The 16,084-nt window shown below is 38.0% G+C and carries 6 protein-coding genes; 2 read left to right on the top strand and 4 right to left on the bottom strand.

Features of this window, described 5'->3' with window-relative positions; genetic code table 11:
* Both EGI26_RS13335 and EGI26_RS13330 read right to left on the bottom strand, forming a co-directional pair.
* Window positions 1-6,850, bottom strand: a 6,850-nt coding sequence (locus tag EGI26_RS13335) for an SdrD B-like domain-containing protein (protein ID WP_303626755.1), incomplete at its 3' end; no start/stop codon positions are given.
* 56 nt (window positions 6,851-6,906) lie between these two features.
* On the bottom strand, window positions 6,907-8,277 hold the full coding sequence (locus EGI26_RS13330) for a vanadium-dependent haloperoxidase (protein WP_255078993.1): 1,371 nt from the start codon (window positions 8,275-8,277) through the stop codon (window positions 6,907-6,909).
* A 330-nt stretch (window positions 8,278-8,607) separates the two neighbouring features.
* Here EGI26_RS13330 and argH point away from each other — a divergent pair, with 330 nt between their 5' ends.
* Window positions 8,608-9,960, top strand: a complete 1,353-nt coding sequence (gene argH / locus EGI26_RS13325; RefSeq protein WP_255078992.1) for an argininosuccinate lyase — start codon at window positions 8,608-8,610, stop codon at window positions 9,958-9,960.
* A gap of 73 nt (window positions 9,961-10,033) precedes the next feature.
* Here the strand turns inward: argH and EGI26_RS13320 are convergent, their stop codons facing one another.
* Window positions 10,034-11,512 carry a hypothetical protein gene (locus EGI26_RS13320; protein WP_255078991.1) on the bottom strand — a complete coding sequence of 493 codons (1,479 nt, stop codon included), beginning with the start codon at window positions 11,510-11,512 and terminating at the stop codon, window positions 10,034-10,036.
* Window positions 11,513-11,709: 197 nt separating this feature from the next.
* Here EGI26_RS13320 and EGI26_RS13315 point away from each other — a divergent pair, with 197 nt between their 5' ends.
* Window positions 11,710-12,630 (top strand): PfkB family carbohydrate kinase, encoded by a 921-nt coding sequence (locus EGI26_RS13315; protein ID WP_255078990.1) that lies wholly within the window; start codon window positions 11,710-11,712, stop codon window positions 12,628-12,630.
* Window positions 12,631-12,852: 222 nt separating this feature from the next.
* Here the strand turns inward: EGI26_RS13315 and EGI26_RS13310 are convergent, their stop codons facing one another.
* Entirely contained in the window at window positions 12,853-15,900 is a 3,048-nt protein-coding gene (locus tag EGI26_RS13310; RefSeq protein WP_255078988.1) for a putative LPS assembly protein LptD, read from the bottom strand.
* Window positions 15,901-16,084: the final 184 nt, after the last annotated feature.

Genomic DNA, 16,084 nt, shown 5'->3' with positions numbered 1-16,084 from the left:
CTATCGTCTCTGGATCCTCATCATCTTCTGACTGGTCACCATCATCATTGTTTGGTGTTGAATCTATATCGTACTCATTAGAGGCGGTAACTTGAGCTACGTTTTTATAAACTACCCCCGTTAATGGTTCTTTTACCTTTGCAGTATATGTAAAGGTTTTTGTCTCATCTTTTAATACAGTTAAACCACTGAAGGTAATCTTATTCCCCGCAATTACACCTTGTGGTGAATTCGTCGCCGTTAGTATGATATTCTCCAATCCATTTGGAATGACATCTTCTAAAGCTACTCCTGTAGCAATTTGAGGTCCTTTATTAGTTAGTTTCAATGTATAAGTAACTGTCTCTCCAACGTTTGGTGTTGGATTACTTACTGTTTTATCTAACTCAAGATCTATCACTTTAGTAAATCCAGCATCCAATTTAGGATCATTTTCACCCGAAACTAGAGTTGCAGCGTGAGAAGTAAGGGTAGTAGAATTAATATCACTGTCGTTATTTACGTCTGTGGCATCTGTATTTGCACCTGTAATATCCTGTTTCGCTACTTGATATCCGCCAACTGTTCCAAATGTAACAGTATAGGTTCCAGGAGCAAGATTAGTAAATGCGTAGATACCTGAGGCATTGGTTGTTGATGTTTGAGCAGCAATTACGGTTCCATCGCCTTTTGTTCCATTTAGAGTTACAACAACTCCTTGGATACCTGGCTCGCCTGAATCTTGAATACCATTGTTGTTTATATCATACCACACGAAATCACCAAGGCTTGCTGGTCTGTACATACCTGCATCTATAGTTAGATTTGAGGCGTTAGTTCCAAGATTAATAACCGGAGATTGTTTTGTAGTTAAATCCGCATCACTATCTTTTGCATCGTCTGTACCTTTATTAGGCGATGTTAAAACATAGCCTGCTTTATCACCAAAGGTTACAGTATATGTTCCTTTTACTAAATTATCAAATAAATATTCTCCATTAGCTCCTGTGGTAGCTGTTTGACTTACCACATTTCCAAAGGCATCCGTACCATTTAATGTAACTGAAACCCCAGGAATACCCGGTTCACCTGAATCTTGAATTCCGTTTCCGTTTATATCTTCCCAAACAAAATCACCAATTTTAGAAAGACAAGCATTTACTGTCACGGCAACTGTAGCGGTAGTTGTACATCCACTTGCACTAGTAACAGTCAAGGTGTATGTACCAGCCGCAGCAAGTGAAGTATTTGTAATTGTTGGATTCTGAGATGTACTACTAAAGCTGTTCGGACCAGCCCATTTGTAAGAAGCGGCATTTGTCCAAGTGCCAGAAAGCAAATTTAAAGTTTCGGTTTGGCAAATCGGCGTGATGGCCGGAATAGAACCCGTTGGATTTGGGTTAACTTTCACCAAAATATCGTCAGTCGCAATACATCCATCATTGTTAGATGTTTTGCAAGTTACTGTGTAAGTAGTATTGGTGGTTGGAGATACCGTAACGGTCGAAGTTGTTGCCGTTATGCCTTGGTTCCACGATATTGTGCCACCAGCACAGCCAGTTGCTACTAAGTCGATAGATTTACCCAAACAGATTTCAACATCTGGCCCGAGAGAAACTGTTGGTTTGGCCAAAGTGGTTATTTTCCCAGTTCCTGTGGCTGTACAACCACTTGTATTTTGACAAGTAGCGGTATAAATTACCTCACCTACTGCAGATGGTGTTACAGTGATGGTGTTTGTTGTAGCACCAGTATTCCAAGTAACAGTACCAACACAATTTGAAGCAGTTAAAGTAGCTGTTCCACCTAGACAAACTGTTTTAGAGTCTACATTGATAATTGGATTAGTATTTACAACCAATGCTACCGTAGCAGTTGCCGAACAACCTGCCACAGATGTAACTGTTAGAGTATATGTACCAGCAACTGTTGTTGTTGCGGTTTGGCCGTTTTGTGTAACAAATCCAGCTGGACCTGTCCAAGTATAAGTTGAGGCGTTTGTCCAAGTTCCGGCTTTAAGCGTGGCTGTTTGACCAACACAGATCGGATCTACCGAAGGAATATTTCCACCAGTAACAGTTGGTTTAGGATTAACTGTAACTTTTACTTCATCAGAGGCATCACAACCATTTTTAAGAACCGTAAGAACATAATCAGTAGTTGCAGTTGGAGTAACCGTAATCGAAGCGTTCGTTGAAATAACAGTACTGCTTGTTGAGCTTCTCCACTCGTAGGTTGCACCTACAACAGGAGTGGCAGTTAGCGTAACTGATTCTCCAACACAAATTGATTTATCGGTGCCAGCATCGGCAGAAACAGTATTTTTAGTTACTACCACTATGTCTGTCCCTGAGCAACCATTGCAACCCGTAACAGTAAAAGTATAGGTACCCGCTTGGTTGACAGTTACACTTTTCGTGTTATTTGCCCCAACAATTCCAGGTCCTGACCATGAATAAGTAACCGCATTATTGTATGTATCTGGTGTTGTAAACTTAACATAATCAAGTCTTAAAGCACATTTACCATTATCTGATACTTTGATATATCTTGCAGAAGAAGTAAGTGTATAAGTATATTCTTTGTATGAAGTATGATTGAACAATAAAGAAGAAGCTAAACTAGTAAATCCAGATCCCGAGCTTAATGAAGCCTCAATTTTAGCATCTGACTGGGTAGATGTTGTATTCTCACAATGTTCAAGTTTTAGATTTACTCTAATTACTGTACCAGCAGGTAAAGTCGAGCCTAAATCCAATGTAATAGAAGAAACTCCTTGTCCAGATTTTGTCCAAAGTTTAGCTCCGGCATTATCTCCACATACTTTGGCAGTATTTAAGTCCGCAATCCAAGCCGTAGAACCGGCTATTGTCGTGGCACAATTGGTTACGCCAGGAGTTCCACATGAAGTTACACCAGATACCGAACCATCCAAAACTACTTCGTCTGTATTACAAATGGTTTTATCTGCTCCGGCATCAACAGTAATATTAGGTTTTACGGTAACCTTAACCTCGTCAGATTCATCACAACCATTTTTTATAACGGTCAAAACATAATCTATTGTAGCTGTAGGTGTTACAGTAATACTTTGGTTGGTTGAAATAACCGTGCTACTGGTAGAGCTTCTCCACTCGTAAGTTGCACCCGCTACTGCAGTGGCTGTCAAAGTAACTGTTTCTCCAAGACAAACTTCTTTGTCCGGACCAGCGTTTGCAGTTACTGTGTTTTTTGTAACAACTACTATGTCACTTCCAATGCAACCATAACAATCAGTAACAGTGAAAGTATAAGTACCTGCTTGATTAACAGTAACGCTTTTTTGATTCGTTGCCCCAACAATTCCAGTCCCTGACCAAGAATATGTAACAGCATCTGTGAATGTATCTGGAGTATTATATTTTATATAGTCTAACCTTAATGCACACTTACCATTATCAGAGACCTTTATATATCTAGATGCAGAAGTTAGAGTATATGTGTACTCTTTATAAGATGTATGATTAAATAGCAGTGATGTTACCAAGCTGGTAAATCCTGGCCCAGAACTCAAAGACGCCTCTATTTTGGCATCCGATTGTGTTGATAATGTATTCTCACAATGTTCTAGTTTAAGATTCACTCTTATAATAGTTCCTGCTGGAAGAGTTGAACCTAAATCTAATGTAATTGAAGAAGTACCTTGACCAGACTTAGTCCAAAGTTTGGCTCCATTGTTGTCTCCGCATACTTTGGCAGTATTTAAATCTGCTATCCATCCAGTTGAACCAGATATAGTATTTGCACAGTTAATAGTTCCTGGTGTTCCGCAAGTTGAAACTCCACTAACTGTACCATCTAAAACAACCTCGTCCGTATTGCACAAATTCTTATCTGCTCCAGCATTGACTACTATATTACACTGAACACAATCTAAGAAAGTACCAGTTGAAGTTCCATTAACGAAGTTTTCATTAATGTTTGTAACAACTGTATTTAAATCTGAAATTAAATAGGCAGAAGTGCATCCTCCCAATACTTTGTTTGCTTCATCTAAAACAAACTGTACCGTTTTTCCTGCAAATACTCCACTATTTATTTTTAAATTCTTAAGATTTACATCCGAAGAACCAAAATTTGCATCATAATTATCAAATCCTATATTTAAGGTCAAAGCTACCACCTGTCCTGCAAGTGTGTTGCTATAGGTTTGAGCAGGATTTGTAAGTGTTCCAGCTGGTAACACAGATGGAGTAGATCCAGATGGTAAAAAATCTTCAACAGCTTTTGCAGTAGTCAGCTTAAGAAGCTTAGTTCCACACCCAACTGTTAAACCACTTGGAAAAGCCGCAGCAAAGTTTGCATCCCGGTAAGATCCTGGATTTTCTCCATTTTCCTTACTACCCCAGCCACCTTGAGTTTGAGTTCTGAATCCTGAACAATCACCTGTGGGTTGGTCGACTATAAATTGCCAAAGTTTTTCACAACCTTGTGCGTCTGTAACTTTCAACCAGTATACACCTGCTTTCAAGTTTGTACGATCCTGTGTTGTTGCACCGTCTGTCCACAGGTAAGTATACGGAGCTATTCCTCCAGTTACTGTAACGTCTATTGAGCCATTGGTTCCACCAAAAGTTGTTACTTTGATTATATTACCGCCTATAACGATATTACAGTTTTGTACACAAACAAGAGAAACTGGTAAAGTCTTGGTACAAGAAGGTGCATTTTTATCCCTAATTTCTACCGAGTAATTAGTTCCAGTTGAAGTGCTGCTAAGGTTTGAAAAAACATTCGAAGTCTGCCATGCTCCTCCATTTATTCTAAACTCGTAAGAACCACTTCCACTAGAACCTACAACTGTAATTGAGCCATTATTCACATTACAATTTGGATCGACTTTACTTCCTAGCGTCAAATTAATTGCATCATAACACCTTGTTAATACCACATTGTCGAATTTCAAGGCTCGCCCTTTTGAGTGTGCCACAATTCTAACATGAGTAGTGTTTGCAGGTGCAATAAACTTAATTGTATTTAGAGCAACTAAAGTTCCATTGTAACTTACTGTTGTGTTGGATTTAGACGAAGTGGCTAACCAAGTAGTTCCATTGTAAAACTCAAGGTACATCTCAGCTATGGCACCTGAGGTGCTCACAGCATGCGTAGCTGCCAAAGCATCAAAAGTAATTTTCGCACCGGGAGTCATAGGGATATCTTGGTATGCGTAATAGTCAGAATTAAAATCACTATTATTCAAAACACCAAAGTTTCCAGTAGAAGAACCAGTCCCTAAGCTCCATTGGCCTTGGGGAGTAGTCCATGAAGAAGGTGGATTTCCAGAGGCCATGTCTCCATTTACTGCAAAATTGTTTGAGGTACACACACATGTAAAACAAACACCTTGATAAGTAGTAAATGTCAAATCAGAGTAACAGGCATCTTTTCCACTCCATACTCTTATGGTATATGTAGTGTTTGCTTTTAGGCCTGTAAATGTTAGTGAAGTTTGCCCACTGCTAAGAGTTTCATTTGATAATGCGTTATACAAAGGAATTTGACCATAAGAGCTTCCCTCATTTATATCGCCTTTTACTATATCTTGAGAATTGTAAACTAAACCACCGATAGTAACAGAAGCATCGCTGTTTGGGATAGCTCCATTACAGGTTGCTGTTTTCTGTGTCAAGTTTGACAAACTCAGAACTGGTGAGGTACAAATACATTTAAAATTACCTCCTACAAATGTTATAGACTTCGCCTGAGCTCCTGCCACATATGGCAAATACGTCGTTGGTATGGCAGCACTATTGCTTACGTCAAGTTTACTTACACAATCTCCCCAAAAAGTCGTAATGTATAGTTTACCATCAGGTCCAAAAGCTAAGTCATAGGGATCAACCTTGCCTGTACCCGAAACACCGTTTTGTAATGGCGTGCCGAAAATAAATTCATCTAAATATGTTCCAGTAGAGGAATACTTATACACTCTATCTGGAACGGAATTGGATTCACTTGCTGCCGCGGCCCAAATATTTCCAGAAGCATCAAAAACAATTCCTCGGTAATGAAATCCAGCTGGTGCTGTTGCTATTACTGAAAAGCCTGAAAGACTGGAACTGAAAGACACAATCTTGCTGTCATCATTGGAAGTCTGCCAGTTTGTGGTAGCATAAATTCTCGAGTTAGTCGGACTTACAGCCATACCCCAGAAATTACTAACTGTATAACTAGGTGTAAACAAAGTACCAGCAATATTAAACGTTGACTTCGGAACAGAGCCCAAAATTTGCTTTGTATCTGTATTTACTTTGTAAACAAAATTATATGTAGCTACATAAAGATATAAGCGGTCTGCAGAAAGTGCAACGTCCAAAATATCCTCCCCAGGAAACGTAATTGGCGTTAAAAAAGCTGCTGTGTTGTAGTCATAAATCCGCACTTCTCCTACGTTACAACAAGTAGCGATGTATGCCAAATTCTTGACAGGATCTACCACCATACCTTCACCTCCACCACCGGATAGGCTACAGTTGCTTATACCTCCTCCGGTTGTATATTGGTAAACGTCTGTTCTGGCAGTACTATTACCCAATAGCTCACCCACAAGCATGTAGTACTTGTCTTCACCAAGCGGTGCATTTTGAGCTTTCGAAACATTAGCCATACCTATCAACAGTGCAAACAAGGCTACGGCACTTTTTGCAAAAGATAGTTTTAATCCATTCCTATGGAATCCAAATAAACTCTTTGGTCTGAAGAGTCCACTGAAATGAATAATCAGAGAAATAACGGAAATCGCAAAAGCCGAAAAGGCTTTAAAAGGGCTTCCATTGTATTCATTCCTCAAATCTGGGGTATTCGAAGAATGTTGTTTTGTAAAGTCTCTCATTTGTTTGTAATTGTAATGTTTCACTCAAAAAAAATTGTATATGCTAATTTATTTTCCTAATTATTAAAAAGGTCGTTGATATTCTTACCTATTTTCTTTCCTTCAGCTAGGCCCACCTCGTTGTCGTGCCTGGTGTGTATTCCGCCATAAAGCCTAGACATAGCCGACTCTTCTGCAGCTTCAAAAAAAGAATTAAATTTTCTTGCCTTGTAATCCACTATCCTTTCTCTATCTCTTGGCCTACCCACATGCGATTTGTCCTCAAACGCAAAATGCTCACCATAGAGATGAGTTAGTACTGTTGCTGCTGACGAAGCCTGCCCTGCATGTCCAGAATAAAAAGCCGGAAACGGAGGTTCGGGCCAATACAAATCCCAAAGCGTACTCATGTTATAAAATATGAACATGAATGGCCGTTCGGCATTATAATGATATTTAGTTTTCCAACAATTCACAAAAGCATCGGCAACTGCCATTCCTACTGATGCAAAAGTTCTACTCGCTTTCACCACATCAGCTTTCGAGGTTTCAACCGCCACTTTGGCCATATAATATGAATGCCCAGGAGGAGAGAAAGTCTCTGAGGGATCATCACCCCACCAATTGGCTATTTCTTTTTGTTCCTGCGTAAGTGTTTTTCTAGTATTGAAAACTTCCAACATGTAGTTGTGATAGGCCGAACCTTTGTGATAGTCAAAAGCTATCATCTCAGGAATAGGCAAAGTAAAGTTTGTGTTTGCGAAGGTTCTGTTTTTGCCCCAGTAAGGGTGAAGCGGCATAGGAATTTCAGACTGGCCTTTTACTGGAGGTGCCCATTTGCCAGCGTCTCTGATGACCACAAACGAACTATCAAAATTTCTTTTATATCCTTCATGTCCGCCATCAGTTTTTGACCATTCAAAAATAGCAGAGGCAATTGCTCTACCGTACGCCACAGAGGCCAAGTTCTCTTTTTCAGAAAAGCCTTTGCTGTATTGTTGAAATAAAGATTTTTCTAAAGAATCAATCTTTGATATATTTTGATTCGAAGTAAAACCATAAATACTTTTAATTATAACCGCTTGGCCAGCATTTAATGCCAGTATATAATTGATTTTAACTTTATCGGGGGTTTGCGGAAGAGTTTCCAAACCATTTAGCTTACCAACAAGACTTTTTTGTGTTTTGTCAAGTCCTCTTACAGACTCATACATAGTTAAGCCTGCATAACCTAAAAAGCGTGAGTTGAAAGTAGGAGATCCTCCATGTGTATTTTTTAGAATAAATAAGGTAATGTCAGCCCACTTGATAGAGACTTCTAAGCCCTTAGGAACCTTAGCAGAGGCTACGAACGAACTAAATATAAACACGAAAACCACGATGGAATTCTTCATCCAATCGTGTTTTATTGCCGTTAAATAATAAATAGTAGTAAAAATTCTAATCATATTGTGTTTTCTAACATTTGACCAGCTAATTTCTTTTTGGCATAATTTTTGAAGTTCAAAAATATCCCTGCCGAAACCAGTAAAGTTCAAATTCTTTTAATTCACTCAATCTTTAAAATCTCTCAAAATCGCTGTTTAAAATACAGATAAGCAAACTGGTCTATGTTTTAACCTATTTTCAATCGATACATTTGAGAATATAGAGCAAAAACCATGCTAAAATTCCTATTAAATGGTATCAATATTTTTTCATTATTTTTGACTGTCTAAAAATCAGTTCGTCACTCTTTTTTTTGTTTCTTTGCACATCTGAACCAAAACTCCAAAACATTGAAACTCTGGCAGAAAGAAAATTCAAAAAAAACAAACGAAATAATAGATAAGTTTACCGTCGGCAAAGACCGTGAACTTGACATTAACCTAGCACCTTTTGATTTATTGGGATCGATGGCTCACGCAATTATGCTTACCAGCATCGACTTATTAGAGAAGCAAGAATTAAAAAATATTCTTCAGGAGTGCAAGATTATATATAATGAAGAAATAAAACAAGGAAAATTTGAAATAATTGATGGAATAGAGGATGTACACTCTCAAATTGAGTATACTTTAACCACAAAGATTGGTGATACCGGCAAAAAGATACACAGCGGTAGATCACGCAATGACCAAGTTTTGGTCGACATGAAAATGTATCTTCGCCACAAAATAGAAGAGATTGTTGGCTTGACCAAAGGACTCTTTGATGCCTTGCAAGCTAAAAGCGAACTTCACAAAAATGACTTATTACCTGGCTACACACATTTACAAATAGCCATGCCGTCGTCTTTTGGCTTATGGTTTGGTGCTTATGCCGAAAGCCTCGTAGATGACTTGATTTCTTTACAGAGCGTTTACAAAATCGTAAACAAAAACCCCTTGGGTTCGGGAGCAGGCTATGGCTCAAACTTCCCACTCAAGAGACATCTTACGAAAGAACTACTGGGCTTTGATGACCTCAACTATAATGTAGTTTATGCCCAAATGACCCGTGGTAAAATGGAATTCTTGGTGGCACAAGCCCTGGGTGTTTTTGCAAATACCCTTTCTAAAATGGCCATGGATGTGTGCTTGTACAACAGCCAAAATTTCGGCTTCATAAACTTGCCAGAAGAGATGACCACCGGGTCGAGTATAATGCCGCACAAGAAAAACCCTGACGTGGCCGAAATACTTAGAGGAAAAGCCAATAAACTCAAAGGACTTGCTTCTGAAATAGCTTTTGTACAGACCAATCTACCATCAGGTTATCACAGGGAAATGCAACTCATCAAGGAAATTATCATGCCTGCATTAGATGACTTTTCGGACGCTTTGAGTGTGGCGACTTTTATGATTCAAAACCTAAAAATAAAAGAGAACCTACTTAATGACTCCAAGTTTGATTTGTTGTTTAGCGTTGAAAATGTCAACCAAAAAGTTATGGAGGGCATGCCATTCAGAGATGCTTACCGAGCTATCGGCGGTGAAATAGAGGCCGGAACTTATACGCCTATAAAAGAACTTCATCACACATTGGAAGGCAGCATAGGAAACCTTTGTAATGAAGAAATCAACAGCATGATGAACGAAACCTTGAAATCATTCAAGTTTGAAAAAGTACATGAGGCGTTTGAGAAACTACTCAACTACGAGGTAGAATAAGTACCAAAACGATATTAAAAGAGAAGAATATACAGAGAAATAAAAAAGCCTCATTTCTGAGGCTTTTTTGTTATCAATAACATTTCGATTTTGAGCTGCCGTCGCTGCAACAACGCTTAAATACCTTACCAAGTTTCTTATACTCCGATTTTGTAAGGGTGCGATATATCCTACCGTAATCACCAATCATAGTTTCCTGCTTCGTAAAGCTGTTTGTCAATTTCATAGTAGCATTCAGCGATTCGTTTGGATTTACATTACCATTGTCGCATACCTCTATAATATGGCTTAAATTACTGTTTCCTTTCAATGCATATTGCAAAGAAGATTTGGCTGGAACATTGTAAGATCCTAAGCATAAGTATTTATTCGCAGTCTCTCCTTTTTGTAACTTACCGGCCTTTTTGTACATTCCGATTATAGTAACTTCGTTTGTGGATGACTTTGAAGAGATGTCCTCAGTAACGGCTGTTCCAACAACACTTAAAGTTTGTTTTACGCAGGTTTGGCCATTTCCAGCTACTACTGCCGAAGCAGGCGTAGATTCTGATGCTGTGTTAACCTTTGTTCCGGCTAAAGTTTTGTTCTGAGGAGCTAAGGCTGCGTCGGTAGGGCAAACCTTATATACTTTTTTCAAAGCCTTATATTGTTTGCTGTTAATTACCATTGTCATTTTGCCATCATCACCGATAGTTACATCAGATCCTCCCAAATTATAATTTAATAACAATGGCAGGTTAATGTTAGAAGTAGCAGGAACTCCAGTACCATAATCACATATTTGAACGGTCTTCGAATAATTCACTTCTCCAGAGGCCGTCATCTCGTAAGTTAATCTAACAGGCACTGTAAAATCCCCTAAACAAAGGCTTTTCCCGTTATATGAGGCAACTACTGGAAGATTTTTTGTTGTATTCAAAACATCTCCTGCCTGGATCTTTCCCTTACCAGAGAAATTGATGGTTTGAGTGGCACAAGTTACTTTTGGTTTACTATTAAAAGCAAGAGCTGCAGCGGCTGCTTCAGCTGCAGCGGCTTCTCTTGGAGCTGGGTCGTAGAATGCATTTCCACATTTTTTCATAATGTATGCAAAACATGAACCGTCTTTTGATGCAATTCTGAAGGTCTCAAAATCTTTGCCTAGAATTGACCATTTATATTTATGACCTCTAGAGTAAGCACCCATCCAACCTATTTTTCCTTTAGGTAAGATTTCCGGTGTAATTTTAGAAGAAGTAAACTCAGAATCTGCAAAACCTGTATATCCAAGAGCCTTTAGGTAGCTATCAATTTCTGATTTGCTATTACGAACGTTCTTCTGGTGAATATTTTTTAAATGATTATATGCTGCTTTGGCAGTATGCTTCGGAATTTCACCAAACTGAGGGCTTGTCCCAAGTCTGTTAAGAACAACAGGCACATCAGAAGAGGAATTTCCAAACACGGCATGGAGGTCTGCACTACAAGGGGTTTGAGAAAAACTTTGGAATGAGATACCCAACGTTAGAAGTATCGCAGCATTCAATACGATAAAATTTAATCTCTTTTTCATTGTGAGAAATTTTATACAATTTTTTAAATAATAAACAAAAAACCATGTAATAAATGGCAAACTGGATGCCATTATACAATGCAAAGTAAATTTTTTTTGCCTTAGATTAAAAATATATCTATGGTTATTTTACAGAAACGTTCAAAATAATCGATAATTTAATTTTTTGAGCCTAATTTTGTATAAAAAAACATTAGATGAGCTTATTAACTGTAGGATCAGTAGCATTCGACAAACTTGAAACACCCTTTGGCAAAACAGATAAAATAGTAGGAGGAGCAGCCACCTTTATAACGCTTACTGCCTCTTACTTTACTAAAAATAACTACCTGGTGGGTATTGTGGGTGATGATTTTCCAAAAGAAATGATTGAAACTTTCAATGAGCATGGTGTAGACACCGAAGGTTTGGTAATTGACCCTAACGGAAAGACTTTTTTCTGGCACGGAAAGTATCATGAGGACATGAACAACCGCGACACTTTGGACACCCAATTGGGGGTTTTTGAGAACTGGGACCCACTTATTCCAGAGAAATATCAAGACACCCAGTTTTTGATGTTGGGCAACATGGTGCCTGAAATTCAATACCAAACACTCAAAAAACTGAAGAACAGTCCCAAGTTTGTGATGCTGGATACCATGAACCTTTGGATGGATATCATGATGGATGATCTCAAAAAGGTTATTGCTGAGATTGATTGTTTGACCATAAATGACTCAGAAGCCAGACAACTTTCAGGAGATTACTCTTTGAAAAGAGCTGCCAAGACCATCATGGCTATGGGACCGAAAACATTGATTATCAAAAAAGGAGAACACGGAGCTTTATTGTTTCAAGGAGACAGAACATTCTTCTGTCCAGCTTTGCCTTTAGAAGAAGTATTTGACCCAACAGGTGCTGGAGATACTTTCGCTGGTGGTTTTATTGGTTATTTGGCCAAAACCAACGATTTGAGTTTTGAAAACATGAAAAGAGCCATAATTTATGGATCAGCAATGGCTTCATTCTGTGTAGAAAAATTCGGAACAGAAAGAATGCAGTACTTGTCTGCAACAGAAATCAATAACAGAGTTATGGAATTTGTTCAATTGGCAAGCTTCGAAATAATAGATTGAGGTTCTAGAAGATAGATATATATAATATTTAGGAAGGGAGACTAATGCGGTCTCTCTTTTTTGTTACTAGACCAAAGAGTGGCGAAATTTAATCCATGAAATAAGCAGAAGCACTTTTAAAATGAATCATTTTTTAGTTTGACTATTCAATAATAATTTAATTATACAAATATTTAATTATAAAATCACAAAATTATGTAAAGAAATTTTTCTTGATTTTGTTTAGAAATTACCTGCTCTTCGTTTGGTAAGTTTCAAGTCTTTTAGAAGAGAAGACTTGGGCTGCATAGTGAAGAAGAATCCACCACCACGGATGTTGCTACCCGAAATCGGGGTCCAGTTCATGCTCATACTCCAGCAATGTAACTCTCTCACAATTCCAAAATTGGTAAGTGTAACCTGTTTAAATTCAAAATCCCATCCAGAGTTGTAGGTAAATTTAAATTTGGGAGTTAAACTAAAATCGCCATTGATACTTATACTCTGGGTAATTCTGGCTTCCGAAAGTCCTTGTTTGTTGTAATTGAAGGCATAACTTATGCCCATAGTCCATGGAACACTGAAATCTACATATTCTAGAGGATTTGCTTGGACAATTTTTGACATCGCCTCCTTCGCTGGATCTTGTTTGCCGTTTATGGTAGTTTTAGTGGCTTCGTCTTTCTTAAAAGTTTTGGGCGAAAGGTTGGTATTCAATGAAAAATTGAATGAACTCAAATAATTGGCTTTTACGACACCATCTTCGGGCTTATAATTCCATTTGAAAACAGGTATTCTGGCACCGGCCAAATTGGAAGTAACCAATTTATCTGGCTCATAGGCATAAGGATCCAACGACCCGTTGGCATTTATACTGATTAGATTTTTAAACAATGAAGTACTCGTACCAATGCTGATATTTGATAAAGCAAACTCACCAAGTTCTTTTTTAGCCAACAAGTTGTACCCCCCACCAATATTCAAATTGTCAAGTATGGATATTTTCTCAAAAACGTTTTCTGATGTATCTGAATTATTCTTGATTTTGGCTTCTAACTGATTGGTAAGATTAAAACCTATATTTCCAGACGCCGACCCAGAAGCCCCTCCCCCATTAAGAAATCTCGGCAAAAACCTATACACATTGTCTGAACGTATTTGAACTTTCGAAGCATATTGTCCCTCGCTGGTGGGTGTATAATTTAAGTTTATGGAAGGCACAATGGTATGCCTTATGGCCTGCACTTTACCTTTTCCACTAAATCTATACATACCATACATACGCGTGTTCAAACTTGTACCAAAAGAATAAGTCTGACCAAAACTCGGGCGGGAGATTGTATCCACCACCACTACTCCACCACTGTTTTGATTGAGCGTAACATTTAAATTTCCGTTGGAAAGATATTCATTTTTGATAGAATCAGCGGCAGGGTTCAAACCAACGTTCACCACTTTTCCATTACTTTTTGTAACGGTTTGAATACCTGAAGTCGGGTTTACAAATGTATAATTCAACTCTTTTGTATAAATATCCCCTCTATAAGAAAGACTTGGAGTAAGATTTAGATATTTTGCAATTTTAAGATTGGGCAACACTATCGGCACAGTGTAAGAAGTATTTATGACGTTATTCTTCAAAATCTGCCCCCAATCCGTTAAAACAGGACTCTCGAGTTTTGATAATTCTTTTTGATAAATGACCTTTAATTCAGTAGAAATATTTGGATCAGCCAATATATTTCTAAGCTCTTCTATTCTTCTTTGCTGTGTAGTAGACAGTGGCTTGTTATCCACACCCGCTATGTTGTAATCTGTATAAGTGTTGGACCTACTTTGAAGAGCATTGGTTACAGAAACTCCTCCGCTAACATCCAGCCCCACTCTGAAAGATTCATACCAACGACCAATCTGTTTCTTTTCTGGAATAAACGGATTAAACTGTTTTACACCAAAACTATAGCCCAAAGAAGACCTAAACGAATTGGAAGATTGATCTACTCTAAATGAACTATTGGTAGTGACAAATCTGCCGAAGTTTCTCATGTAGTTCACTGTTCCACCAAAATTATTCTTCGTAAGATTTTGAACATCGGCAGAGCTACGATTATTCCTATTGAAACCATTCGAAACTATATCCATAGAAGACGAAAAACTTCTGTCTGAACGCAAACTCCTCGGGGCATGAGACCACCTGATATTAAACTGGTTGGATTTTGTGGTATCCAATCCTGTACTGCTGTAGGCTATATTGTGATTAAACTGAACATTAAAATCACCATTATATTTATATTTTTTGGAATAGGTGGTATTCAAACCAAGCCCAAAACTTCCATAAGTATAAATTTCGCCCTTGAGGGTCGAACTTAGATATTCATTAAAAGCATGGTAGTATCCGAAATCTTTGAAGTACAAACCTCGATTGTCTCTTCGTTGCTCACCATAAGAACCCATGATAAATCCTGAAGTGCCTATTTCTTGTTTTTTAGGAATAGGGAAAAAACCAAACGGAAGTCCTATGGGCAAAGGAATATCAGCAAGTACGAAATTAAAAGGTCCTGAAATAAGAGATTTTTTATTAACCAGTTTGATTTTTTTTGCGGCAATATGAAAATGTGGTTCGGCAAGATCACAAGTGGTGTATTTGGCTCTAGAAAGATACATATTGTCTTCTGCATCTTTTTTTACCAATTGCCCCTGCACAAAACCATCTCCTTGGACGGTTACAATTTTACTCACCAAAGCCTTTTTTGACTTAAAATTATAACGAATGGTATCTGAGTTGAAAGTTTCACCACCATCTGTAAAAACAGGCTTACCTTTGACCGGAGGCCCTGACTTTTTGGTGGTATCTGGCATTCCGTGGGCATAAACTTCGCTCCTCCCCCAATCCAGCATAATATAATCTGCTTTGAGTTCTATCTCACCATAAATCACTTGGGCATTTCCGTATAAATGATACTGTTGCGTTTCAATGTCAAGAATAGTTGAGTCTGACGAAAAAGTTTCTACCGTAGTTTCCAACTGATTTTCTAAGCTTTTTAGAGAATCTGGAATAACTACCGAAAGTGAATCTCTAACTACTTTATTCTTTTTGGCCAAGGCTTTTGTAGGCTGACGACTATTCGAATTCTGGGTATTTGTGTTTTTCGGAAATTGATTTTGTGTACTAGTAGGACTTCCAAAAGTTCTGCCTCCTCCTCCGCCTAAAACGGGCAATGTGGGTCTTTGAGCAAATACACTAATTGCCCAAAAACAAAAAAAGCAAACTAAATAAAGTCTTAAATTCAAAGTATTTCGATTTTTCTAAATGATTTTTAATTGGAATCAGGCAGTAACTTGGCCAATTGCGATAGAAAATTGTACAATATTTATATTTTTTTTATGTTCTAACAAAAACACTAATTTTGTGATGGCAAAATTAAGTACAAAGTGTATCTAAAAACGATTATATCTTAATAAAAAGATATAGATT

Source organism: Lacihabitans sp. CCS-44, assembly GCF_024343735.1.
In the GTDB taxonomy this organism is placed as follows: Bacteria; Bacteroidota; Bacteroidia; order Cytophagales; family Spirosomataceae; genus Leadbetterella.
This window is presented reverse-complemented; position numbering and strand designations above follow the sequence as displayed.